The organism is Streptomyces sp. CB02058, assembly GCF_001905505.1.
Classification (GTDB): Bacteria; Actinomycetota; Actinomycetes; order Streptomycetales; family Streptomycetaceae; genus Streptomyces.
This window is the reverse complement of record NZ_LIPG01000003.1, coordinates 1,504,084-1,527,254: the sequence shown is the minus strand read 5'-3', so window position 1 is coordinate 1,527,254 and position 23,171 is coordinate 1,504,084. Positions and strand designations below refer to the sequence as shown.

Sequence of the window (23,171 nt, the reverse complement as noted above, 5' to 3'; positions counted from 1 at the left end):
ACCTCAGCCCAGCAGTTCGACCAGGCCGTCGGCGAGCTCCGTGCGCCAGCAGAGGTAGTCGTGGCCGCCGTTGAACTCCCGGTAGGAGGCGTCGTCGTAGCCCGCCGCCGCCAGGACGTCGCGAAGACGCCGGGCGGCGGGCAGGGCGACCCATTCCTGTTCCCCGAAGGAGAGACGGAAGCGGACGGGCAGGCGTGGTGCCTGGGCGATCCGGTCGGTGAGCCACTGCGACTGCGGCCCGTCGGGCCACCAGAAGGAGCCGGACTGCGCGAGGACGTTGCCGAACCTGGCGGGGGCCGACACCGCCGCGTGGGCCGCGGAGAGGCCGCCCAGGCTCTGGCCGGCGACGACGGTGCGCGCGGGGTCGCGGGTGACCGGGAGCCGCGCCGCCGCCCAGGGCAGCAGTTCGTCGGCGAGGAACGCCACGAACTCGGGACGGCACGTCAGGTGCGCCCATCTGGTGGCCGAGTCCACGGAGTCGGGCAGCAGGGCCACCAGCGGCGGGATGCGTCCGTCGGCGATGAGGTTGTCCAGGAGGTTCGCCAGACCCAGGTGGGGCTGCCAGTGCTCCCCGTCGAGGAGGACCAGCACCGGGAGGTCGGCCGAGTGCCCCGGAGCGAGCGGGGGTTCGTACAGCCAGACACGGCGGGTGCCGCCGCCGAGCTTCTCGGCGGGCACCTGGTGGGCGGCCACCCGGCCACGGGCGACGTCCGGCCTCCACTGCCACTCCTGTCCGCCGGGAGCAGCCGGGAGTTCGGCGTAGGACACGGGCTCCCCGTCCCAGCGCTTCGGCAGCGTACGGGCGTTGAGCGGGTCATGGCGCCGCCGGGTGCGCAGCCACTGCCAGTAGTCGGGGGTGCCGGGCTCGGGGCCGTCCCTCTCGTCCACGTAGAAGTCGTAGGTGCCGCGCCAGTCGTGGCGCAGCCGGAGCGTCCAGTGCCAGACGTCGGTGCCGGGGACCCACTCCATCATGTTGCCCTCGGGGGCGCGCGGGTCGCCGAGCTTGTTGGGCAGGACCTGCACCGCGCGGGTGGCGGGGGTGCCGCGCCAGAGGAACGTCACGGCGTGGTGGTCGGGGCTGCCGTGCGGGTCCGGTGCGATCAGGGGTGTGCCGGAGGCGCGCACGTCCGCCCAGAAGGCCTCGGCCTCCCCCGGCCCGGGGAGCCGGCATCCCGGCTGCCGGAGCCTGGGAACGTCGTCCGGGCGCACGGTACGGGGCGGCCTGCGAGGGGCGCCCTGCGGCGGCTCTGCGGTGATCACGGGAGGGACTCCGAACATGAAGGAACAGCAACTTAGGGTCACCTTACCTTCAAGGTCGCCCCAGGGGCGCCCTACCCACTAAGGCCAGGCTAACCTAAGCGAGTTCGGAGGCTCGGACCGGCTGATTCCCAAGGCCGTTGTCCCGCACCCCCTCCCCTTCATCTCTCTTCGCCGCCTGCCAGGAGCAGCTCACCATGAACCCTGCCAGACCCTCCCGCATCTCCGCGTCCGCCCTCTCCCGGCCCCGGCTCGGCCGCATGGCCGCTCTCGCCGCGGGCGCGACGCTCGGCATCGGCGCCCTCGCCGGGGCGCCGGTCGCGGCCGGCCCCTCCGGAGCGGACGCGACCGGCACGGTCGCCCTCGTCGCCGACACCGTCGCACCGGCGGTCACCCTGGGCACCACCACCGTGAAGCCCGGCGGCGACGTGCCGTTCGAGGCGACGGGGTTCCCCGCCGGAGCCACCCTGAGCGTCAAGTTCGACGACAAGACCCTGCTCAAGCAGTTCGCGATCGGTGACGACGGCAGCGTCTCGGGAACGGTGACCGTCCCGGCCGACGCGACCCCGGGCGGGGAGCACTGGCTCCGCTTCCTCGCACCGGGAACCAGCGTCCGCAGCGAGAACCTCACACTGACCGGCACCACGCCCACCCCGGCCCCCACTCCGGACCCCACCCCCACCCCGGACCCGACGACGGAGCCGCCCGCGTCCCCGGACCCCGCGGTGCGCCTGACGGACTCCGAGGTGGCGGCGGGCGGCAAGGTCACCTTCACCCTGTCCGGCTTCAGCAAGGGCCAGAGCGTCACGGCCAAGCTGGACGACGCCGACATCATCGGCCAGTGGCCCTCCGCCGTGAAGGCCGACGGCACGTTCACCGCGACGGTCACCGTCCCCAAGTCGGCCAAGGCGGGAGCGCACTGGCTGCGCTTCCTCGCACCGAACCCGTCGACGAGCCTCAAGGCCGACATCACCGTGACGTCGTCCGGTGCGGGAGGCACGGGCGGCACCGGCGGATCGACGAGCGGCGGCACGTCCGGCACCGGAGGCACGGACACCGGCACGGGAGGCACCGGCGGCACGGGAGGCAGCACCGGCGGGTCGTCCGGGTCCGGCACCACGTCCGGCGGCACGTCGGCCACGATCACCGCGGGGTCGCAGGTGGCCGCGGGCGGCAAGGTGTCCTTCCGGGTGACGGGCTTCCCCGCGGGCCAGCAGCTCACCGTCAAGCTCGACGACTCCGAGATCATCGGCCAGTGGGCGAACGGCATCGGGGCGGACGGCTCCATGTCCGGCACCGTCACGATTCCGGCGGACGCCACGAAGGGCGCCCACTGGCTGCGCTTCCTCGCGCCGAACCCGTCGACGAGCCTCAGGGCCGACTTCACCGTCACCTCCGGCACCTCGGCGGAACAGGCCGCGGCCGCCTCCTCGAACTCCACGGGCGGATCGGCCGGCACCGCCGAGGTGCCCGCGGCCACGGGCGCGCCCGCCAGCGCGTCCAACTCACGGGGCGCCAAGGCCACCATCTCGGCCAGCGAGGTGCAGCCGGGCGGGAAGATCCCCTTCGAGGTCACGAAGTTCCCGGCCGGACAGACCGTCACCATCAAGCTGGACGACGAGGAGATCCTCGGCCAGTGGAAGGCCGACGCCTCGGGCTCGTACACGGGCGAGGTGGAGATCCCGGCCGAAACCCCGGCCGGGGCCCACTGGCTGCGCTTCCTCGCGCCGAACCCGTCCACCACCCTGAAGGTCGACTTCACGGTGACCGAGCCCGGCGCCACGGCCACCGCGGGCGACGCCTCCACGGCCGACACGCCCGAGGCCGTTCCGAATGCCCTCACGACGGCATCCTCGGACAGCTCCGTCTCGTACCCGACGATCGCCTGGTCCGCCGCCGCCGCGGCCGTGGGAGGGGCCGCGGGAGCCGCGGCCACCACGCTCTTCGTCGTCCGCCGCCGTCCGGGCGGAACGGCCGCACCCGCCGGGCCTTCCGGACCCGTCGCGCAGGGCTGATGCCGCGCGTGTGACCCAACACAGCGCTTCCACAGGGAAGTTGTTGCATGCGTCACACACCTGAAAGCGCGTTAGTTAGGTAAGCCTAAGCTAAGTTGTACTTGTTCCTACTGAGACCCCTGTCAGGGAGTTGACCCCCGCATGACCACGTCCAACCGCAGAAGCCGTCGCACCGTCACCCGCGCCGCCGTCGCCGTCGTGATCGCCGCCGGCACCACCGCCGCGCTGACGGGCACCGCCTCCGCGCACACCGCGAGCGACGCCGTCACCGTCGCGCCGCTGGTGAAGGGCCTCTACCAGTCCTCGTACTCCGAGCGGAACAACGTCCTGTGGACGACCTCCGCCGTGGGCCGTCCGCCGGTCGTGAGCTCCAGCCTGCTGAAGGTGGACCCGAGGACCCTCGCGGTGAAGCAGACCATCACCCCGCCCGTCACCGACGCGGCCACCGGCGCGCTGGAGGCCGTCTACGGCGTGGCCGTCGACGACGAGCACAACACCGTCTGGACGACCAACACCCGCAACAACACGGTGGCCGTCTACAGCCAGCGCACCGGTAAGCACCTCGTCACCCTCCCCAACGTGAACCACGCCCGCGAGATCGTCGTCGACGAGCGCCACAACACCGTGTGGGCGAGCGCCTTCTCCGACGGCACGCTCGTCGCCTTCGACTCGAAGACCTTCGAGGAGAAGCAGCGGATCACCGTCGAGGGGTCCGGCCCGACCGGTCTCGTCGTGAACGAGCGGACCGGCACCGCCTACGCCGCCGACCTCAGCAACGACCAGGTCATCGAGGTCACCGCCAAGTCCGCGACCCCGCGGCTCATCCCCGCCGGTGACGGCCCGATCTCGATCGCCCTGTCCAAGAACGGCAAGACCGCCTACACCGCCAACCAGACCGGCGGCGACGTCTCGGTGATCGACCTCAAGAAGGGGCTCGTCACCAAGTCCGTCGCCACGGGCGCGGGCGCCCTGTCCGTCGCCAACGACGACCGCACGGGCAACCTCGTGGTCGTCAACCGCACCGCGGCCACCGCGACCGTCGTCGACCCGAAGGCCGGTACGGTCGTCAGGACCGTGACCACGGGCACCAACCCGAACCACGTCGAGATCAGCGACGGCACCGCCTACGTGGTCGACAAGTCCGGAGCCGGCCTCGACGGCGCCGACCAGATCCACAGCTTCCGCGTCACCCGCTGACACCCGCCGCCCAGCCGCTCCCCCCACTCAGCGCGGCTCCCCTCCCCCACACGATTCCGCAGCCGGGTGCCCGGCCCACCGCGAGGAGCGGTGGGCCGGGCACCCGGCGCGTCCGCGTGGCCCGACGGGTGTACGGAGGAGGGGCACAGCCGCGGCCGTGCCCCTCCTCCGTACACCGTGCCCCGCGCCGCGCACGACCCGGTCCGCACCGCCGGGTCGTGTGCGCGGGGCCCGGCTCTCAGCCGGCGCCGCCCACCGGCTCCGGCGGTACGACGCCGAGGGCCTCGGCCCGCTCCAGGAGTTCCCGCCACACCTTCGGCGCGACGGGCACGCCCGACCGCCCGCGCTCCGCCGAGAGGGCGGCCGAACGCTCGCCCGGGTAGAAGACGCCCGAGGCGCCCTCCGCGGCCGGGAGTTCCTTGAGCGTGCCCAGCGTGGCGTCCACCGCATCGGTGAAGTCGTCCGGGTCGCCGAAGGCCGACGGGTCCACCGCGATCAGGAGGGCGTTCTGACGGTGCTTGCGCCCCTGCGGGTCGTCCGAGTGGAAGGACGAGAAGATGGGCGCGCCGACCAGCACACTGGTGAGCAGCTCGAAGGCGAGCGACATCCCCGAGCCCTTGACGCCGCCGAGCGGCAGCGGCATGACCGCCTTCTCCGGGTCGGTCGTCGGCGTGCCGTCCTCCATGGCGGCGGCCCCTTCGGGCAGCGGGGTCCCGCTCACCCTGGCCTGGCGGATCCTGCCGAGGGCGATGGTGGCGGTGGCCATGTCCAGGAGCAGCGGGGCGTGGCTCCTGGCGGGCACGGCGACGGCGAGCGGGGCGGTGGCGACGGCCGCGCCCTTCACGCCGGTGTAGCCCATGTTGGGCATGCCCGAGACGAAGCCGATGCCGACGAGGCCCGCTTCGGCGATCTTGGACACGTAGTAGCCGATCGCGCCGGTGTGGACCGTGCGGCGCACGCCCACCGTGGCGATGCCGGTCGTCCTGGCCCGGCTCACCGCCTCTTTCGCGGCCGCGGTGAGGGCCACCGGACCCGGGGCGCGGTCGGCGTCCAGGACCGCGGCGGCCGGGGTCGTGGACTCGACGGTGATCTCGGGCCTGGCGTTCGCCACGCCCTTGGCCAGCAGGTCGAGATAGGCGGGGACGCGCGCGGTGCCGTGCGAGTCGACTCCGCGCTGCGCGGCCCACACGAAGACGTCCGCAGTGGTGCGGGCGTCCTCGGCGCCGAGGCCTCCCTTCTCCAGGAGGGCCGCGGCGAAGTCCAGCAGGTCGCCGGCGGCGACCAGGGTCCTGCCCGGCTTGGGTGCGGGGGTGTCGGTCATGGTGGCTGATGCCTCCTGGTTCAGCGGGTGACGAGTACGTCGACCACGGCGGTGGTGCCTTCCGCGACCGCCTTGAGCGCGCGCTCCAGGGCGGAGGTGAGGGCGTCGGGGGTGTCGACGGTCTCGGTGTGCATCCCGAACGGCTCGGCGAACGCGGCGAGCCGGGGCAGCCGGTGCAGGTCGGTGCCGAGCCATTCGCCGGTCTCGGCGGCAGCGCCCTCGGGGTAGAAGCGCCGGTGGTTGAGATTCATCGACTTGTAGACACGGTTGTTGAAGACGACGATCAGCACGGGGAGTCCGTACGCCTTGGAGGCGTCGTACGACTGGATCACCGGGTTGTAGGTGAAGGCGCCGTCCCCGACGGTGAACACCACCGGGCGGTCCGGGGCGGCGAGTCTGGCACCGAGGGCCACCGCGATGCCCTGTCCGAGCCCGCCCTGCACATAGAAGTACGAGTCGGCGTCGGAGGTCTTCAGATGGCGCTTGACGACGCGGCTGTGCGTGATGGTCTCGTCGACGACGATGGGGTCCTTGCCGTCCAGCAGCGTACGCAGGGTCGCTGCGACCAGCACCGGGTCGATGCCCTCGGCCCGTTCCGCCTCGGCCTCGGCCCCGGCGATGGCGGCCTGCTCGGCGGCGTACCGCTCCTCCTGGGCCGCGCGGCGCACGGCGATGGCCGCCTCGTGGGCGTCGTCGAAGTCCTTCGCGCGCTTGGCCAGTTGGCGCAGGGTGTTGGCGACGTTGCCTTCGAGGTACCTGTCGGCGAAGAGCACCTGGTAGGCGATGTGGGGCCGCTGCGGCACCTCGTCGATGACGACGATCGTCGCCTTTGAGGGGCGCCGGCTCGGCGGGTAGAACGGGACGCGGCAGTTGACCAGGAGGATCAGGTCCGCCTCGTCCATCCACGGCCCGATGTCGCTGCCCGCGTGCAGCGGGTGGTTGCGGGGGAAGTTGCCGCACACCGCCGAGTCCGGCTCGACGACCGGGATGTTCCAGGCCTCGGCGAAGGCGACGAGCGACTCGAAGCCGCCCGCCTCCCGGCCTGCCGTCTCCGTGACGATCACGGGGTTCTCCGCCTCGCGGATCATCCGGGCGACGGGGTCGACCTCTTCGGGCGAGCTGTGCGTGGAGCCCGGCGCGACAACGGGCTTGGCCTCCCGGCCGTCCCAGTCCTCCAGGAGGATCTCCAGGGGGATGTTGAGATAGGCCGGGCCCGCCGGTGCCCGCCAGGCGAGTTCGGCGGCCCTGGTGATCATGGTGGGGAGGGTGTGGACGCTGGCGGCCTCGTTGGCCCACTTGGTGAACGGCTGCGCGACGCCGTGCGGTCCGCCCACGATGGAGAGGTTGCGGTACCACTGACCGCCCGGGTCCTGCCCGGGTCCGTCGCCGTAGGTGCTCGACTCCGAGGAGGTGACCACCATGGGTACGCCGGCAAGCAGCGCTCCGTGGATGGCCATCGAGCCCTGCAGCAGCCCGGGGGCCGCGTGCAGGAGGACGCCCTGCGGTCGGCGGGTGACCAGGCCGTAGCCGGTCGCCATGCCGACCGCGACGGTCTCGTGGGTGAGGTCGAGGTAGGCGGGTGCCGGTTCGCCGTCGCGGTGACGGCGGGCCAGGGACTCCCACACCGGGGCCCATTCGGACCCCGATGAGCAGAAGATGTAGTCGGCGCCGACGGCGTTGAAGGCGGATACGACAGCATCACCGCCGTCACCGCCGCCGGCGCCTGGTGTGTTCCTGCTGTCAGTCATCTCTGCGGTGTCCTCAGCCCTCGACCGGCCAGTCGAGGACCTCGCTGATGCCGCGGCCCATCATCCACTCGAGCTCTTCGGGGGTGAAGTCCCAGTGCTTGGTGAACTGCTCGATGGTGTCGGTGTAGGTGATGCCGTGACCGAGCAGCCGGGTGATGTCGGTGCCGTAGAAGCAGCGCTGCGGGCCCATCTTGTCGACCATCTCGCGGACGTACTTCTCGATGTTCTTGTTCGGGAAGGCCTCGGTCGAGTAGCCGGGCAGGGCCGAGACCTTGACGTAGATGTTGGGGTGCCTGGCGAGGTCGGCGGTCTCCGAGACCCAGTAGCCGATGGCGTCGTCGACACAGCGGGCCATGATGCCCATGTGGTCGATGATGATCTTCAGGTCGGGGTGCTTCGCGGCGATCTCGCCGAGCTCCCGCTTCCAGATCGGCGCGTGCACCATGGTCGGGATGCGCAGCTCCTCGGCGATCGGCCAGTACCAGTCGTTGGTGCCGTCGATCATCCAGTTGCGGTCCTGCGGCCGGTGGAAGGTGAGGCGCGTTCCCTTGATGTGCGGGTTCTGCGCGAAGTCCTTCAGCAGGGCCGTGCCCTCGGCCTCGTCGTCCTGCGGGACGCGGGCCATGATGCCGAAGCGGTCCGGGTGGGCCTCGCACGCCTCCAGGGCGTAGTCGATGCGGTTGCCCTCCCAGGACGGCGGGAGGATGAGGGCGCGGTTGACGCCGGCCTCGTCCATCAGCTCCAGGGCCTCCTCGTAGGAGAAGGCTTCCTCGCGGTGGCCGTTGAGGCGGATCCGCTCGCGGGCTCCGGGGACCCAGGGACGATCCGGGCTCTCTTCCTTCCAGATGTGGATCTGGGTGTCGACCACGAACATGATGTGCCTCTTTCGTTTCGGGGATCTGGGGTGTTGGCGGTGGTGCGCGTCAGACGTTAGAGCTGGTGGGTGCCGTTTGCGGAGAGCCCGGCGTGCAAGCAGTTGTTGCGCGGACAGCCAGGTCGCGGCACGTCATGCCGGGTCGCCGGCGCTCGCGAAGACGGCGTCGTGGATGTGCTCCGCGATCGCCATGGAGGCGGTGGCCGCGGGCGAGGGGGCGTTGCGTACGGCGGTCACGCGGCCGCTGCGGTGGATGCGGAAGTCGTCGACCAGCGAGCCGTCGCGATCGAGGGCCTGGGCCCGTACGCCGGCCCCGCCCCGGATCACGTCCGAGGTGCCGACACCGGGCACATAGTCGCCCGCGTCCCGCATGAAGGCCGCGACGGACAGGGCTCCCCGGTACTCCTTGATGCCCGTCCGCCAGTGCTGGGCGGCCATCCTCCAGGCACCCGGGTACAGAGCGAGTCCGGCGAGGTCCCTCAGGGACACGTCGGACAGCTTGTAGCCCTCCCTGGCGAGTGCCAGGACGGCGTTCGGGCCGACTTCCACCGAGCCGTCGACCCGGGGCGTGAAGTGCACCCCGAGGAAGGGGTAGCGCGGGTCGGGGACGGGATAGATCAGGCCTCGGACCAGGTCGGTCCTGTCGGGTTTGAGGAGCATGTACTCGCCCCGGAAGGGGACGATCCGCGGGTCCTTCCGGTCCCGCGCCAGCCTGGCCACGGAGTCGGACTGGAGTCCCGCGCACAGGATCAGCCGGTCGACCCTGATCCGCTCATCGCCGGAGGCCACCTCGACGCCCCCGGGTACCTCGGTGAGGCCGGTCACCGGGAAGCCGAGTCTCACCTCGCCGCCCGAGGACTCGATGTCCCCGGCGAACTGCCGGGCGATCGCCGGGTAGTCCGTGATAGCGGTCCGGGGCGAGTGCAGTGCCGCGATACCGCCCGCGTTCGGCTCGATCTCCCTGATCTCGTCCTTGGAGATCTTCCGCAGGTCGGGCACGTGGTTGTTCCTGGCCCGCTCGTAGAGGGCCTCCATCCGGCCCAGTTCGTCCTCGCGTACGGCGACGACCAGCTTGCCGATCTCCTCGTACGGGACGCCCCGTTCCCGGCAGTACTCCTTCAGCAGGGACACGCCCCGCACGCACAGGTCGGCCTTGAGGCTGCCCGGCGCGTAGTAGATGCCGGCGTGCACGACTCCCGAGTTGTGTCCGGTCTGGTGGGCCGCGACCCGCTGTTCCTTCTCGAACACCACGACCCGGGTGCCCGGACGGCGCCGGGCGATCTCGCGGCCCGTCGCCAGACCCACGATGCCGGCGCCGACGATGCCGACCGTTTCGTCCGCCATCGGCATCCTCCTTTCTTGCTGTGACCCGTCCTTCAGCAACCGAAGTTGAAGGCGACGGTCTTGACGCGGGTGTAGAAGCGCAGGGCTTCGGTGCCCTGCTCCTTGAAGGCCGAGCCGGAGTCGTGGAAGCCACCGAAGGGGTGGTGCACGTCCCAGCCGGTCGTCGCGGTGTTGATGGCGACCTGGCCGCAGTCGGCCTCGTCGGCGAAGCGGTGCGCGGAGCGCAGGTCACGGGTGAAGAGGGCGGCAGCGAGCCCGAAGTCCGAGTCGTTGACCTCGGCGACGGCCTCGTCGAAGCCGTCCACGGGGCGCACGACGACGACGGGTCCGAAGACCTCCTCGCGCCAGACGGCCATCTCCCGGGTGACGTCGCCCAGGACGGTCGGGCGGACGTAGCAGCCGTGGGCGTACTCCTCGTCCTGCGGGGCCTCGCCGCCGGTGAGAACCCTCGCGCCCTCCTTCACGGCGCGCTCGATGTCCCTGAGGACGCTGTCGCGCTGGCCGGTGCTGACGAGCGGGCCGACGCCGGTGGAGCCGGAGGCGCCGGGTCCGAGCCTGAGCGCGGCGACGGCGTCCAGGAGCAGGCGGGTGAACTCCTCGTACACCGGGCGTTCGACGAGGACCCGGCTGGTGGCGGTGCACCGCTGGCCGGCCTGTCCGAATCCCGCGACCATCAGCGCCTTCACGGCGGCTCCCAGGTCGGCGTCGGCGAGCACGACGGTGGCGTTCTTGCCGCCCAGCTCGCCCTGGAAGCGGACGTTGCGGTCGGCCAGGGAGGCGCGGAGCCCCTCGCCGACGGAGTTGGAGCCGGTGAAGGTGACCGCGGCGACGCGCGGGTCGCCGACCAGCGGGGCGGAGATCCTGCCGCCGCGCCCGGTGACGACTCCCAGCACCCCGGCGGGCAGACCGGCGTCGTGCAGGGCGCGGGCCAGGTGGAGAGCGGACATCGGAGTCTCGGACGCGGGCTTGAGGACGACGGCGTTGCCGGTGGCCAGCGCCGGCGCCAGCTTGCGGGCGGGCGTCAGGAGCGGGTCGTTCCACGGTGTGATGGCCAGGACGATGCCGACCGGCTCGTGGTGGAAGCTCGTCCGGGTGTCGGGGCGGGCGTCGTGGATGAGGGTGCCGTAGCCGTTGCGGGCCAGCCCGGCGTAGTACTCGAAGAAGTCGGCGGACTTCTGGACCTCGCCGCCCGCCTCCTGGAGGGTCTTGCCGTTCTCGGCGACCACGGCCTCCGCGATCGTGGCGGCCCGTTCCCTGAGCAGCCGGGCCGTCTCGTGGAAGATCCTGGCCCGGTCGAAGGGGCTGGTGCGGCGCCAGACGGCGAAGCCCTTCTCCGCCTCGTCGTAGGCCCGGGCCACCTCGCCGGCTCCCAGCGCGGGGACCCGGGCGACGGGGGTGCGCGTGTCGGACGGGTCGTGGACCTGCAGCCATTCGTCGGCCGCCACCCACTGTCCGCCGAGGAGGGTTTCCATGGTGCGCATCTGGATCATTGCTCCCGTTCGACCGCGGCGGTCCGCGGTGTGCAGAGGGGTCGGTGTGTGGTCGTGACGACAACACAGGAAGTCCGGAGAGGTGACCAGGGCCGCGGCGGCAGACATTGCTTGCACGTCACGCACGGCCCCGCGGGCGTGCGTTGTGCTGGAATCGGCACGCTCGACGCCGTATCCGACAAGGAGAACGACCCATGGCTTTCGCCGTCATCGCCCACTACCGCTGCGACCCCGCCGACGAGGGCACGGTGCGCACCGCGCTCCTCTCGATGCGGGAGCACACCCTGAACGAGCCGGGGAACCAGGGGTACGAGGTGCACGCGGAGGTGGACAGGCCGGGCGCCTTCGTCCTGTACGAGCGGTACGCCGACCGGGCCGGTTTCGACGCCCACGCCGGGGCCGGCTACTTCGACGAACTGATCGTGCGGACGGTGCGCCCTCTGCTGACCGAGCGGTCCGTCACGTTCGCCGACGTCCTGTAGCACCGGACGGCGCTCCGGCCGCCGGGGCCGGCCTCCCGTGGGCCGGCCCCGGCGGCCGTGTGTCAGAACTCGTTGCCCCAGCAGTAGCGGGCGAGCGTCTCCACCTGGATCAGCTTGCGGTTCTGGTCCTCGGCGCCGAGGAGCGGGCGGCCCGCGACGTCCTCGAAGCCCCGGGAGGGCGAGAGAGCCATGTCCTCCAGGTCCTTGACCTCGGCGGCGGCGTCGATCCGCGCCATCACCGTGTCGATCTCCTCGATCTCGGGGCTGGTCGCGTCGACCGCCCCCAGACAGGCGTCCCGGTCCTCGGGCAGGGCCCGCAGCAGGTCGAGTTCGGCGCCGGTTCCCTTGTCGTACGGCAGGATCCACCGGTCCACGGGAACGGTGGCGTACAGGCGCTCGGCCCTGGCCGTGTCCACCGCCTCGGGGGCTGCCCAGCCGGGCGCGAGGCCCACCCGGACACCCTCGGGGCGCTCCCCCGTCGGGACGGCCAGGGCATCGACGGCGAGGGCGTCCTCGAAGGAGAGCGCGCCCTCCCCACCGCGATCGGCCGCCGTGTGGGCGAGCAGGAGCGGGTTGTTCAGCTGGATCAGCCGGACGCCCCGGGCGATGAGCAGCTGGATCTCCGCGCGGATGATCTCCGCCAGCGCCTCACCGAGCTCACGGGCGGAGGCGGGGCCGCCCCGACCCGCCGCGTCCGGGTCGAAGCAGGTGGCGGCGAGGTAGGCCGGCGAGGGCAGGGACGCCTTGGGGGCGATCAGCGTGAGCTCACCGATCCGGTCCGCCCAGTCCGCGAGCAGCGGGCCGTCGGCCTTGGGCAGGGACTCCGCGACCCAGCGGGCCAGACCGCCCGACTCCTCGCCGGTGCGCCGGAAGCCGGACACCCCGTCGAGGACCGCGCTGCGGAAGTCCGCGCGTGGCATGTCCCCGTCGGTGACGACCGTGGAGCGCAGCCTGCGCTGGAAGACGACGGCTTCCTTGACCGCGGCGAGCTCGGCCTCGTGCAGTTCGGTGTCCGGGCCGCCGGCGGCGGCCCGGTCGCGGGCGGCCAGCAGGGCAGCCGGCCGGACCAGGCTGCCGTGGTGGTCGATGCGGTAGTTGAACGTGTCCGCCATGGCTCAGGCGTCCTTTCCGGCGGGCTTGCCGGAGACGCCCCAGGCGGCGAACTCCAGTTCGTAGCCGAGTGATTCGAGGACGTCGTCGGCAATCCGCTGGTCCTCGTCCGCGGTGCCGCCCGCGATGCCGAGGCCGCCGATGATCTCGCCGTCCTTCTTGATGGTCATGCTGCCCTCGGTGGCGAGGATGGGCAGGGCCGCGCCGGGCAGCTGGGAGAGCTGGGAGAAGAAGACGGGCTGGCTCTCCTGCCACTTCTTCAGCATCTTGCCGGGGCGCTGCATGACGGCTGCGGTGTACGCCTTGGCCCTGGCGATGTCGGGGGTGAGCGGGCGGGCCCCGTCCGGGCGGCGGATGGCCACCGGGAAGCCTCCGGCGTCCACCACGGCAACGCTCACGGCCTTCCCGAGCTCCATGGCGCGCTGGTGGGCGGCGTCGATGATCTCTTCGGCGGCGGCCAGGGTGATGTTGCTCATGCTGCTTCCTTCGGGGCGGTGAGGGTGCGGCGCAGGTGGGCGAGGGCGGCGTTGTAGCGCTGCGGCGTCTCCCAGTACATGGAGTGCGGGGCCCCGGGGACGATCTCCAGGTGGGAGCCCTCCACGAGTTCGTGGGCGCGGGTCACCGTCTTCACGCTGAGCACCGCGTCCTTCTCCCCGGCGAGGAACGCGACCTTGACGCCCGCCTCGCGGATCTCGTCGAGGCCGGGACCGTCGGTGTCGAGGTTGCGCAGGTCCTGCATGGTGGCGACGTTGAACGTGCCCATCTGCTGGAAGAGGAAGGTGAGGTCGGCCCGCTCCCGCTGGAAGTCCCTGGTGAGCAGCCGGTCGATGACGGGCAGCTTGACGGCCTCGGCGCGGTCGGCCGCGGCCAGTTCCCTCAGCTCGGGGTGGCTGATCCCGCCGAGGGAGTGGCCAAGCACCACGGAACTCACCCGCTCGGGGCGCACCAGCGCGGCGCGCAGGGCGGCGACGGAACCGATGGACTGTCCCACCAGCATGGCGTCGGTCAGGTCCTCCTGGTCGAGTACGGCGACGACGTCGCCGTGGAAGGCCTGGCCGTCGAACTCGGTCTGCGGTGCGGACAGCTCCGTCCTGCCGAAGCCGCGCAGGTCGAGGGTGACGACGGTGAACTCGTCGCGCAGCGCGGCCACCTGCTGCCACCAGGCCGCGTGATGACCTCCGGAGCCGTGCACGAGGACGATCGCGGGGCCGCTGCCGTGGCGTTCGTAGTAGAGGGAAGCGCCGTCGGAATCGACGTAGGGCATGGAAGGGATCTCCTTAGCGAGCGCTGCGGCTCAGTTGGGGCGCCTGCCGTGGAAGACCAGCTCGATCATGGTGTGGTCGGGGTCGTGGATGTAGCAGAACTTCGACTGGTTCTCGGGGCGTTCGATCGGGCGGGTGTGGCGGATGCCGAGCTCGGCGAGGTGTTCCATGAAGTCGTCCCAGTCGTCGACCTCGACGGCGAAGTGGTAGGGCGCCATCCGGTCCATCTCCTCGACCGGGGTGAAGTGCAGGTCGAAGTTGCCGCGGGTCATCAGCACGACACGGGTGTTGGACTTCGGCATGATCCTCTTCATTCCGAAGACCTTGGTGTACCACTCGGCGGTGCGGTCGGGGTCGGTGGTGGGGAAGTTGACGTGGTGGATGTAGCGGGGTTCCTTGCTCACGGCTTGCTGCCTTTCGGGGGTGCGGTGGTCAGGGGTGGGCGCTCTCCGCCCGTACGGGGTTCGACAGGACGCCGATCCCGCTGATCTCGACCTCGACGGTGTCGCCGGCCTCGATCCGGCAGGTGGACTCGGCGCCCATCCACAGGACGTCACCGGGGTGCAGGGTGAGGTGCCTGCTCATCTCGGCCATGTAGTCGAAGGGGTCGAAGACCATGTCGCCGGTCGGGAACGTGGCGCGGACCTCGCCGTTGACCCGCAGGGTCGTGGTCTGGGCGAGGGCGTCGACATCGGTCTCGATCCAGGGGCCCATGGGCTTGAAGGTGTCGCTGTTCTTGCTGCGCCAGAACGAGCGGTCCTCGTGCTGCCAGGTGCGGGCGCTGACGTCGTTGCCGATCGTCCAGCCGAAGACGGCGTCCCGCGCCTCCTCGTACGTGGCGTGCCGCAGGGTCCGGCCGATGACCGCGACCAGCTCGGGTTCGGCCTCGAACCTGCCCCGGACCCCGGCGGGCTTCACGATCGCCGTGCCGTGCCCGGTGAGCGCGTTGTTGGCCCGGTAGCCGGGTTCCGGCCGTTCGGGGGTGACCGCGGCCTTGTCGCCCAGCAGCCGGGCGTGCTCGATGTGGCGCGGGTAGTTCATGCCGACGGCGTAGAAGACGGGCGGGACGACGGGGGGCAGCCAGCACGCCTCGGCGAGCGGGACCGTGCCGATGACCGTGGGGTCGCCCTCCAGGGGCGAGTCGGACAGCAGGCGCACCGCGTCGTCCTCGACACGGCCCCACACCGCGCGCCCGCCGATGGAGACTCGGGTGTATCGCACGGCGGTTCAGCCGGCCAGCAGGTGGGAGACGCGCTGGGTGACCAGGTAGGCGTCGAGTCCCTCGGGGCCGCCCTCGCGGCCGTAACCGCTGGCCTTGACTCCCCCGGACGGCGCCTCGTGGACCGATCCCCCGCAGTGGTTGATGGAGAGGATGCCCGCCTCGAACTCCCGGGTGAGGCGCTCGGCTGTGGCGGTGGAGCGGGTGAACCCGTAGGCGGCGAGTCCGTAGGGGAGCGAGTTGGCGATCCGCAGCGCCTCGCCGAGGTCGCTGAAGGGGACGATCGGCGCGATCGGACCGAAGGGCTCCTCGGACATCAGCGTCGCGTCGTGCGGTACGCCGGTGAGCACGGTGGGGGCGTAGAAGTAGCCCGCGCGGTCCAGGCGTTCGCCTCCGGTGCGTATCTTGGCGCCCTTGGCCACGGCGTCGGCCGTGAGCGCCTCGACGGCCTTCAGCCTGCGCTCGTTGGCGAGCGGGCCCATGGTGACGCCCTCGTCGAGCCCGTCGCCGACGACGACCGCCTCGGCCGCTCGGACGAACTCCTCGGTGAACTCCTCGAGGAGGCTCTCGTGCACCAGGAAGCGGCTCGGCGAGGTGCAGACCTGTCCGGCGTTGGCGAACTTGGCGGCGGCGGCACGGCGGGCGGCGGCCACGGGGTCGGCGTCCTCGCACACGATGACCGGGGCGTGACCGCCGAGCTCCATGAGGGAGGGCTTCATCTCGGCGCCGGCCGCGGCCGACAGGAGCTTGCCGACGGGCACGGAGCCGGTGAAGGCGATCAGCCGGGTCGCCGGGTGCCCGATGAGATGGGCGGAGACCTCGGCGGGCTCGCCGAACACCAGGTTGAGCACACCGGCGGGGACGCCCGCGTCCTCGAAGCACCGGACCAGCTGCACGGCGGTGCCCGGGGTCTCCTCGGAGGCCTTTATGATGATCGAGCATCCGGCCGAGAGGGCCGCGGCGATCTTGCGCATGGGCCCGCCGGCGGGGAAGTTCCACGGGGTGAAGGCGGCGACCGGGCCGACGGGCCGGCGGCGCACGGTGAGCAGGGTGCCCTGCTCGGAGGGGATGACCCTGCCGTAGGCGCGGCGGGCATCGTCGGCGTCCCAGCGCAGCGCGCCCGCGACGCGCTTGGCTTCGCCGCTCGCCTCGCGCAGCGGCTTGCCCTGCTCCAGGGTCATGATCCGGCCGACCTCGTCGCTGCGGGAGACCAGCAGGTCGGCGGCCTTGTACAGGATCGCCGTACGCTCGGCGACCGGTGTGTCGCGCCAGACCGCGAAGCCGGCGGTGGCCGCGTCGGCCGCGCGGTCGAGGTCCGCGGCGGTGGCGAGCGGTACGTGCCCGATCACCTCTTCGGTGGCCGGGTTCAGCACCGGCGCGGTGCGTCCGGTCCCTCCCTCGCACCATTCGCCTGCTATGTACATACGGATGGCGGGGTAGTCGTGATGCGTCGTCATGGGTGCGTGTGCCCTCTCACGCTCGGCGGGTGGGTGGTCAGGAGGCGGGGTTCCCGGGTGCGTCACGGGAACTGCGCAGGGTCCAGATGTGGTGCGGCGGCGTGGTCTCGTGGACGCGTGTCCCGTAGGAGTCGTCGACCCTGTCCATGTCCGCCGCGTACTCCACGCGGCCTCCGCACGGTGCGTGGATGAACCGGAAGACATTGGACCCGACGGTGTGCCTGCCGAGCCTGCGGGCTTCCGTCCACCCCTGGGCGATCATGTGGTTGCCGCCCTCGATGACGTCGTCGAAGCCGGGTACCTCGTAGGACACGTGGTTGACCCCGGCCCGGTCGGGACGGTGGCACAGCAGGAAGTTGTGCTGGTCGTCGTCGCCCTCGCACTGCATGAAGGTGCCCATCGGCTTGACGATGTCGGTCGCCCGGAAACCCAGCCGGTCGGTGTAGAAGGCGACGGCCCGTTCCTGGCCCTCCTTGGGGATGTTCAGGGCGACATGGCACATGCGCAGGGGCCGCACCCGGCCCACGGGGCCGAGCGGCTCGTTCCAGCGGCGCACACTGCCCGACACGTTCGGCCGGCGCACCTCGGGCACGGGGAGTTCACGGGGCCTGGCGAGGGTGAGGCCCAGGCCGAAGCCCGTCTCGTCCACGCTGTGGTGGGTCCCGTCGTCGGTGGTGACGACCTCACGGTCGGCGGCGACGGCGGCCACCAGCGCCCTCAGCCGCTCCGGGGTGTCGACGCCCCAGACGACCTCGCGGATGGTCGGCGACGCCTCCAGAGGCTGCGGCAGCGACGGGTCGGGGGCCGTGTCGAGGTGCAGGGTCTGCCCGACGAGCGTCTCGAACGTGGCGCGCTCCCCGGTCCGCTCCACGAGCGCGAGACCGAAGTCCTCGAAGAAGCGCACGCACCGGTCGAGATCGTCGACGCCGTAGGTCACCGATTCGATTCTCTGGATTCCCATGAACTCCTCATTTCGCGGACAGCGTCCGTGGAATCTGCGCGGACGCCGGCTCAGCTGATCGTAATTTCCCGTTACGGGCGCCTCAACGGCCCCTGATCACGGATGCCGCAATCGTTTGTTGCGCAGCCGGTCGCATTCACGGGCGGCGCGCTCCCTCTTCATCTGGTGATCGCGGCGATGGGATTGCTGGAGAACCACTGGGTGAGAAAGTCCAGGAAGACGGTGACCTTGCGCGGGGTGTCCTGCCCCGGGCCGTAGATCGCGTAGAGGGGCCGGTCGGGCACGGCCAGCTCGGGGAGGAGCACCTGGAGCGCCCCGGAGATGAGGTCGTCGTACGCCGGCCTCTGCGGCAGCAGCGCGATGCCGCGGCCGTGCAGGGCGGCCTTCTGCAGCGCGATGTAGGAGTTGGACGAGAACGCGACGTTGCGGATCTTGTGCAGGGTGCTCGCGTGTCCGTGCCCGATCCGCCAGACCGGGTCGTTCACATGGACGAGGCAGTCGTGCGCCGCGATGTCGTTCGGGTGGGAGAGCGTGCCGTGCTTCTCCAGGTAATCCTCCGACGCGCACAGCACGAAGGGGAGCGAGGAGACCTTCTTGAGACGGACGCTCGAATCCCGTAGGTCCCGGGTGTGAAAAGCGACGTCGAATCCGCTGTCGAGGAAATCGTAGGTCCGGTCCGACATTCCGCCCAGTTCGAAACGCACGAGTATTTTCGGATGCGCGGCGGAGAATGCCGCGATGGCGTCGCCGAGGTCCAGGCTGCCGATCCATTTGGGGCAGATGATGCTGAGCGAACCCTCCGCCCTGTCGTGCCGCTGGGCGATCGTGGAGTCCTCCGCCTCGATCTCCTCGAGTATGCGCGCGGAGAACTCGGCGTAGCGCAGGCCCGGTTCGGTGAGGCTCACGGAGCGGGCCGTGCGGTTGACCAGCCGGACGCCGATCTGCCGCTCGAGTTCGGCCACATGGCGCGAGACGAGCGATCCCGAGGAGCTCAGCAGCTTGGCGGCTCCGCTGAAGCTGCCTACGTTGGCGACGGTCACGAAGCTTCGCATCAGAAGCAGACGGTCCATGTTTCCTCCGGCCCCGTCACGGCCGGAGGCGCCTCCGGCCGTGTCAGGTGTGATTGGTGCGGTCGAGCGTGGGGGCCCTTGTGCGGTTCGTACGGATGGGCGTGGGGCTCCAGGTGCGGGTGGTGCGGCCGAGCGGGGCGCGGGTGTCCTGAATCACCGGCGCCGTGGGCGAGGGGTCAGGACTTCTTCTTCTCGGCGGAGCAGTACTGCGGGGCGCTGCCTGCGTTGTCGGCGGTGATGAGGCTGATCGGCGTCATCGCGATCTTGTCCGTCTTCTTCTTGTCGAGCAGCGCGATGGCGTTGGTGATGGCGATGCGGCCGGTCGTCATCGCGGAGTTGGCGACGGTCGCGGCGAAGCGTCCGTCCTTGACGGCGGCCACACCGCGGTCCGTTCCGTTGACCGTCACGATCTTCACGTCCGCCTTGGCGGCCTGGAACGCCTTGAGGGCGCCGAAGGCCATCTCCTCGTTCGCCACGAAGGCGTACTTCAGGTCCGGGTGGGCCTGGATCATGTTCTCGGCCACGTCCTGCGCCTTGGCCGCGTTGAACATGCCCGGCTGGTTGGCGACGACCTCGACGTTGTCGGGCAGCGCCTTGGTGAAGCCGTTGACCAGCAGGTCGGACGCGGCACCGGGAGCGCCGGCGATCACTCCGGCCTCGGCGGGCTTGCCCGCGGCGTCCTTCTCGATCCAGCCGGCGTCCAGTTCGCCGACCTGCTTGAGGTCGACGACCACCGCTCCGAGGATGTCGGTGGGGTCGTCGGTCACCACGGACGTCAGGAAGATGGGTATGTTCGCGCTCTTGGCCTTGGCTATGTCCCCCTTGAGCGCGTCGACGTTGACCGTCTGCACGATGAGCGCGTCGACGTTGCGCGAGATCATGTCCTCGATGTTGGACAGCTCCGTACCCGGGTTCTGGTGGGAGTTGGCCGTGTAGAGCTTGGCGTCCTTCGCCTCGGCGGTGTCCTTGATGGACGCCTGGAGACAGGTGTGGAACTCGGTGTCACCACCGTTGACGAACCCCAGCGATACCGCTCCGTCGTCGGAGGCACCGGCGCCGCAGCCGCTCAGGACGAGAGCGAGTCCGGCGGCAGAGGCGGCAGTGGCTCTGCGTGAACGAGCAGAAAGGGTCATGGGTCGGGCCTTTCGATGCGTACGGGAAGAGGGTCAGTGCGGTGAGGACTTCTTGTGGAGCTGGTTGGCGATCGCGGCGATGAGCAGCACGGTGCCGACGGAGATCTGCTGGAAGTAGCTGGACACCTGGAGGAGGTTCAGCGCGTTGGCGACGACGCCGAGCAGCACGACTCCCAGGCAGGTGCCGATGATCGTTCCGTAGCCGCCGGCGAGCATGGTGCCGCCGATCACGACCGACGCGACCGCGGTGAGCTGGAGCTGGAGGCCGCCGGTTCCCGGGCTGCTCGCTCCGAGCCGGGACAGCAGCATCAGCCCGGCGAGGCCCGAGAGGGCGCCGGCCAGACCGTAGAGGACGAGCTTCTGCCGGTTGACGTTGATGCCGCTGAGGCGGGCGACGTGTTCGTTGCCGCCGATCGCGAAGGCGTCCCGGCCGAAGACCGTGAACTTCATGACCAGACCGACGACCAGCAGGACCAGGATCGCCACGATCAGCAGGTTGGGCAGGCCGAGGGTCTTCTCCGAGCCCAGCGCGGACAGATGGTCCCCGATGGAGACGCTGAGCCCGTTGAGCACCAGGAGCGCGACACCGTCCAGGAGTGTGGCGGTGGCGAGGGTCGCCACGAAGGGTGCCACGTTGGTGTAGGTCACGACGATGCCGTTGACGAGTCCGATCGCCGTGGCGAGGAGCAGCGCGACGACCACGGTGAAGGTGGTCGACCTGCCGTCCGCCAGGAACTGCGCGGCCACGGCGGTGGTGACGGCGGCGTTGCTGCCCATCGAGAAGTCCATGCCTCCCGCCGTCATCAGCAGCGTGAGCCCGGCGGCCAGCACGGCGACGACGCTGACCTGCCGGAGGACGTTCACCAGGTTGACCGACGTGGCGAAGGAGTCGGTCTCCACTCCGGCGAACACGATGACGACGACGAGTACGGCGATCAGACCGGCGTGCGGGATGCCGCCGAGCGTACGGAAGGGGCCGGGTTTCCGGGCGTCGCCCTTGGCAGTGATCCTGGTGCCGGGTGACTCCGGCGGAGCGGTGATGCTCATCGGGGTTGTCCTCCGAGGGCGGTGGCGACGAGTTCGTCGTGGGTGATGGCGTTGACGTCGTGCTCGGCGACCACACGGCCGGCGCTGACGACGATCACGCGGTCGGACAGGCGCATGACCTCCTCGGCGGACGAGGAGGCGAGCAGGACGGCCACACCCCGGGAGGCGAGTTCGTCGATCAGTGCGTGGATGTCGGCTATGGCTGCCACGTCGACACCGTTGGTGGGGTCTTCGAGGAAGCAGGCGACGGGCGAGGTCTCCAGCCACTTGGCCAGCAGGACCTTCTGCTGGTTGCCGCCGGAGAGGCTGCCGACCGCGGGGTTGCGGGTCAGTGAGACGACCCCGTAGCTCTGCCTGCGCGGTGCGGCGCGGCGGGTCATGTCGGTCCAGCGCTGGAGCCGGCGCCTGCTCAGCCGGTCGGTGGCGAGCATGAGGTTCTCGTCCAGGGACAGACCCGGGATCAGCCCGAGGGCCCGGCGGTCGCCCGTGACGCAGCGCAGGCCGCTGGCGAGGGAGCGCGAGATGCGGCCGAAGGGAACTCCGGTCCCGCCCACCTCCATCTCCCCGGCGTCGGGACGGCGGCGGCCGGACAGCAGGTCGAACAGCCGGGACTGTGCGTCGCCCGCCGGGCCGAGAACACCCACGATCTCGCCCTTGCGCACCCGCACGCCGAAGTCGCGGATGTCCCTGCCGTGGGAGAGGCCGCGCACCGTCAGGGCCACCGTGGGTGCGGGTGCCGGCCGTTCGGGGCGCCGGGACACCACGTCGCGGCCGGCCATGTGGCGGACGAGTCCGGCCGAGTCGGTCTCCGAGGCGGGTCCGCCGTGCACGACGGCCCCGTCGCGGAGCACGGTGACGTGGTCCGCGACGGAGAGGACCTCGTCGATGTAGTGCGAGATGTAGACGACGGCCATACCCTCGTCGCGCAGGGTCCGCACCAGGTTCCTGATCCGGTCCGCCGCCGCCGCTCCCAGGCAGGCGGTCGGCTCGTCCAGGATCAGCACCTTGCCGCCGCGCCGCACCTCACGGGCCACCTCGACCATCGTCTGTTCCGCGACGGTCAGTTCGCCCGCGGTCCGGTTCACGTCGATGTCGATGTTCAGGTCGAGCAGGGCCTTGCGGGCCTGCCGCTCGACCGACTTCCACGACACGACGGAACGCGAGACCGGGAGGTCCCCGAGGAGGATGTTCTCGGCGACCGTCAGCGTCATGACCAGCTCGCGGCGCTGCGGGACCGTGGAGATGCCGAGCCGGCGGGCCTTGCGCGGGGTCAGCCCCGACTGGCTCGTACCGCCGATCTCGATGGTGCCGCCGTCCCCCTGGTGCGCCCCGGAGAGGAGCTGGACGAGGGTGGACTTCCCGGCACCGTTCATCCCCATCAGGGCATGGACCTCGCCGGCGTGGATGTCCAGCGAGACACCCTTGAGAGCCACGGCCCCGCCGAAGCTCTTCGTGAGGTCGCGGATGCGGACCACCGGCTCGGACGCCGGCCTGACCGCGGTGTCCGGGGACCCAAGAGCAGTCGTGGCAGACACGTCCTCGCTCCCTTTCGTACGTGGCTCGGGACGGGCTGTCACGGCTGGGACCGGTCCCCGCCGCCGGTGACGCGCTCGAAGCCGCGGATGTCGGGGAACGGGGGCTCCCGGTCGGCCTGGAGGTCGACCTGGAAGGCGTTCAGGCACATGCCGAGCATGGTGAAGTTGCCCAGGGAGCCGATGGTGTCGACCAGGCCCTGCGCACCGAAGTGCTTGTGGGCGCGGGCGAAGGTGTCGTCCGACACGAAGTGGGTCTCCAGCAGCTCCTGACAGAACGCGTGGAAGGCGGCGTCCCCCTCGTCCTCGAAGACCGGCGCCCGGTGCTCGGCGATGGCCTGGATCGCCTCAGCCGGAATGCCGGCCTCGACGGCGGCGGCCACGTGCGCGTTCCAGGAGTACTGCGCGTCGAAGTGGCGCGCGGCCATCAGCAGGGTGAGTTCGCGCAGATGCTTCGGCAGGCTCGAATCGAATCGTACGAAGGCACCGAGCGATTCCACCCGCTCGCACAGTTCGGGACTCTGCAGCCACACCCGGAAAGGCCCGCGGACGCCGCCCCGGCGCGCAGTGATCCTGGCGTGAAGTTCCTGCTGATGCTCGTTCATTTCTTCGGCGGCGAGTACCGGGATTCTCATGGGAGTTGGCTGCCTTT

At 71.0% G+C, this 23,171-nt stretch carries 21 protein-coding genes; 3 read left to right on the top strand and 18 right to left on the bottom strand.

Annotated elements, in window-relative coordinates; all coding sequences use genetic code 11:
• Window positions 1–3: 3 nt before the first annotated feature.
• Window positions 4–1,260 carry an enterochelin esterase gene (gene fes / locus AMK10_RS20150; RefSeq protein WP_073749363.1) on the bottom strand — a complete coding sequence of 419 codons (1,257 nt, stop codon included), beginning with the start codon at window positions 1,258–1,260 and terminating at the stop codon, window positions 4–6.
• A 194-nt stretch (window positions 1,261–1,454) separates the two neighbouring features.
• Here fes and AMK10_RS37455 point away from each other — a divergent pair, with 194 nt between their 5' ends.
• Together AMK10_RS37455 and AMK10_RS20140 are read left to right on the top strand one after the other, a co-directional pair.
• The gene (locus AMK10_RS37455) at window positions 1,455–3,272 is read left to right on the top strand and encodes a hypothetical protein (protein ID WP_073749187.1); all 1,818 of its coding nucleotides are present in this window, start codon (window positions 1,455–1,457) and stop codon (window positions 3,270–3,272) included.
• 141 nt (window positions 3,273–3,413) lie between these two features.
• Window positions 3,414–4,469, top strand: a complete 1,056-nt coding sequence (locus AMK10_RS20140; RefSeq protein WP_073749186.1) for a YncE family protein — start codon at window positions 3,414–3,416, stop codon at window positions 4,467–4,469.
• Between the two features lie 238 nt (window positions 4,470–4,707).
• Here AMK10_RS20140 and AMK10_RS20135 read toward each other — a convergent pair whose 3' ends face one another.
• The 5 genes from AMK10_RS20135 to AMK10_RS20115 all read right to left on the bottom strand — a co-directional run bounded on the left by AMK10_RS20135 (window position 4,708) and on the right by AMK10_RS20115 (window position 11,237).
• On the bottom strand, window positions 4,708–5,790 hold the full coding sequence (locus AMK10_RS20135; RefSeq protein ID WP_073749185.1) for an Ldh family oxidoreductase: 1,083 nt from the start codon (window positions 5,788–5,790) through the stop codon (window positions 4,708–4,710).
• A 20-nt stretch (window positions 5,791–5,810) separates the two neighbouring features.
• Window positions 5,811–7,538 carry a thiamine pyrophosphate-dependent enzyme gene (locus tag AMK10_RS20130; protein ID WP_073749184.1) on the bottom strand — a complete coding sequence of 576 codons (1,728 nt, stop codon included), beginning with the start codon at window positions 7,536–7,538 and terminating at the stop codon, window positions 5,811–5,813.
• 13 nt (window positions 7,539–7,551) lie between these two features.
• The gene (locus tag AMK10_RS20125) at window positions 7,552–8,412 is read right to left on the bottom strand and encodes an amidohydrolase family protein (RefSeq protein ID WP_073749183.1); all 861 of its coding nucleotides are present in this window, start codon (window positions 8,410–8,412) and stop codon (window positions 7,552–7,554) included.
• 132 nt (window positions 8,413–8,544) lie between these two features.
• The gene (gene lhgO, locus AMK10_RS20120) at window positions 8,545–9,756 is read right to left on the bottom strand and encodes an L-2-hydroxyglutarate oxidase (RefSeq protein WP_073749182.1); all 1,212 of its coding nucleotides are present in this window, start codon (window positions 9,754–9,756) and stop codon (window positions 8,545–8,547) included.
• A 32-nt stretch (window positions 9,757–9,788) separates the two neighbouring features.
• Window positions 9,789–11,237: an aldehyde dehydrogenase family protein gene (locus AMK10_RS20115; protein WP_241839592.1), complete on the bottom strand. Its 1,449-nt coding sequence runs from the start codon at window positions 11,235–11,237 to the stop codon at window positions 9,789–9,791.
• Window positions 11,238–11,440: 203 nt separating this feature from the next.
• On the opposite strand from AMK10_RS20115, the gene AMK10_RS20110 reads away from it, so the two are divergent.
• The gene (locus tag AMK10_RS20110) at window positions 11,441–11,728 is read left to right on the top strand and encodes a putative quinol monooxygenase (RefSeq protein ID WP_073749180.1); all 288 of its coding nucleotides are present in this window, start codon (window positions 11,441–11,443) and stop codon (window positions 11,726–11,728) included.
• Window positions 11,729–11,790: 62 nt separating this feature from the next.
• Here the strand turns inward: AMK10_RS20110 and AMK10_RS20105 are convergent, their stop codons facing one another.
• The 12 genes from AMK10_RS20105 to AMK10_RS20050 all read right to left on the bottom strand — a co-directional run bounded on the left by AMK10_RS20105 (window position 11,791) and on the right by AMK10_RS20050 (window position 23,154).
• Complete coding sequence (locus tag AMK10_RS20105) at window positions 11,791–12,840, bottom strand: methionine synthase II (cobalamin-independent)-like protein (RefSeq protein ID WP_073749179.1); 1,050 nt, start codon at window positions 12,838–12,840, stop codon at window positions 11,791–11,793.
• 3 nt (window positions 12,841–12,843) lie between these two features.
• Complete coding sequence (locus tag AMK10_RS20100; protein WP_073749178.1) at window positions 12,844–13,314, bottom strand: GlcG/HbpS family heme-binding protein; 471 nt, start codon at window positions 13,312–13,314, stop codon at window positions 12,844–12,846.
• Window positions 13,311–14,102: an alpha/beta fold hydrolase gene (locus AMK10_RS20095; RefSeq protein WP_073749177.1), complete on the bottom strand. Its 792-nt coding sequence runs from the start codon at window positions 14,100–14,102 to the stop codon at window positions 13,311–13,313. The genes AMK10_RS20100 and AMK10_RS20095 overlap by 4 nt, the downstream gene beginning before the upstream one ends.
• Before the next feature lie 30 nt (window positions 14,103–14,132).
• Window positions 14,133–14,504 (bottom strand): VOC family protein, encoded by a 372-nt coding sequence (locus tag AMK10_RS20090; protein ID WP_073749176.1) that lies wholly within the window; start codon window positions 14,502–14,504, stop codon window positions 14,133–14,135.
• A 28-nt stretch (window positions 14,505–14,532) separates the two neighbouring features.
• Window positions 14,533–15,321, bottom strand: a complete 789-nt coding sequence (locus AMK10_RS20085) for a fumarylacetoacetate hydrolase family protein (protein WP_073749175.1) — start codon at window positions 15,319–15,321, stop codon at window positions 14,533–14,535.
• Between the two features lie 6 nt (window positions 15,322–15,327).
• Complete coding sequence (locus tag AMK10_RS20080) at window positions 15,328–16,776, bottom strand: NAD-dependent succinate-semialdehyde dehydrogenase (protein WP_073749174.1); 1,449 nt, start codon at window positions 16,774–16,776, stop codon at window positions 15,328–15,330.
• 37 nt (window positions 16,777–16,813) lie between these two features.
• Window positions 16,814–17,737: a VOC family protein gene (locus AMK10_RS20075; RefSeq protein WP_073749173.1), complete on the bottom strand. Its 924-nt coding sequence runs from the start codon at window positions 17,735–17,737 to the stop codon at window positions 16,814–16,816.
• A gap of 158 nt (window positions 17,738–17,895) precedes the next feature.
• Window positions 17,896–18,807 carry a LysR family transcriptional regulator gene (locus tag AMK10_RS20070; protein WP_073749172.1) on the bottom strand — a complete coding sequence of 304 codons (912 nt, stop codon included), beginning with the start codon at window positions 18,805–18,807 and terminating at the stop codon, window positions 17,896–17,898.
• A 176-nt stretch (window positions 18,808–18,983) separates the two neighbouring features.
• Window positions 18,984–19,940 (bottom strand): sugar ABC transporter substrate-binding protein, encoded by a 957-nt coding sequence (locus AMK10_RS20065; protein WP_073749171.1) that lies wholly within the window; start codon window positions 19,938–19,940, stop codon window positions 18,984–18,986.
• Between the two features lie 33 nt (window positions 19,941–19,973).
• Complete coding sequence (locus AMK10_RS20060; RefSeq protein WP_073749170.1) at window positions 19,974–20,987, bottom strand: ABC transporter permease; 1,014 nt, start codon at window positions 20,985–20,987, stop codon at window positions 19,974–19,976.
• Window positions 20,984–22,522 (bottom strand): sugar ABC transporter ATP-binding protein, encoded by a 1,539-nt coding sequence (locus AMK10_RS20055; protein WP_073749169.1) that lies wholly within the window; start codon window positions 22,520–22,522, stop codon window positions 20,984–20,986. Before AMK10_RS20055 ends, AMK10_RS20060 begins: the two co-directional genes overlap by 4 nt.
• A gap of 38 nt (window positions 22,523–22,560) precedes the next feature.
• Window positions 22,561–23,154, bottom strand: a complete 594-nt coding sequence (locus tag AMK10_RS20050) for a carboxymuconolactone decarboxylase family protein (protein ID WP_073749168.1) — start codon at window positions 23,152–23,154, stop codon at window positions 22,561–22,563.
• Window positions 23,155–23,171 lie beyond the last annotated feature (17 nt).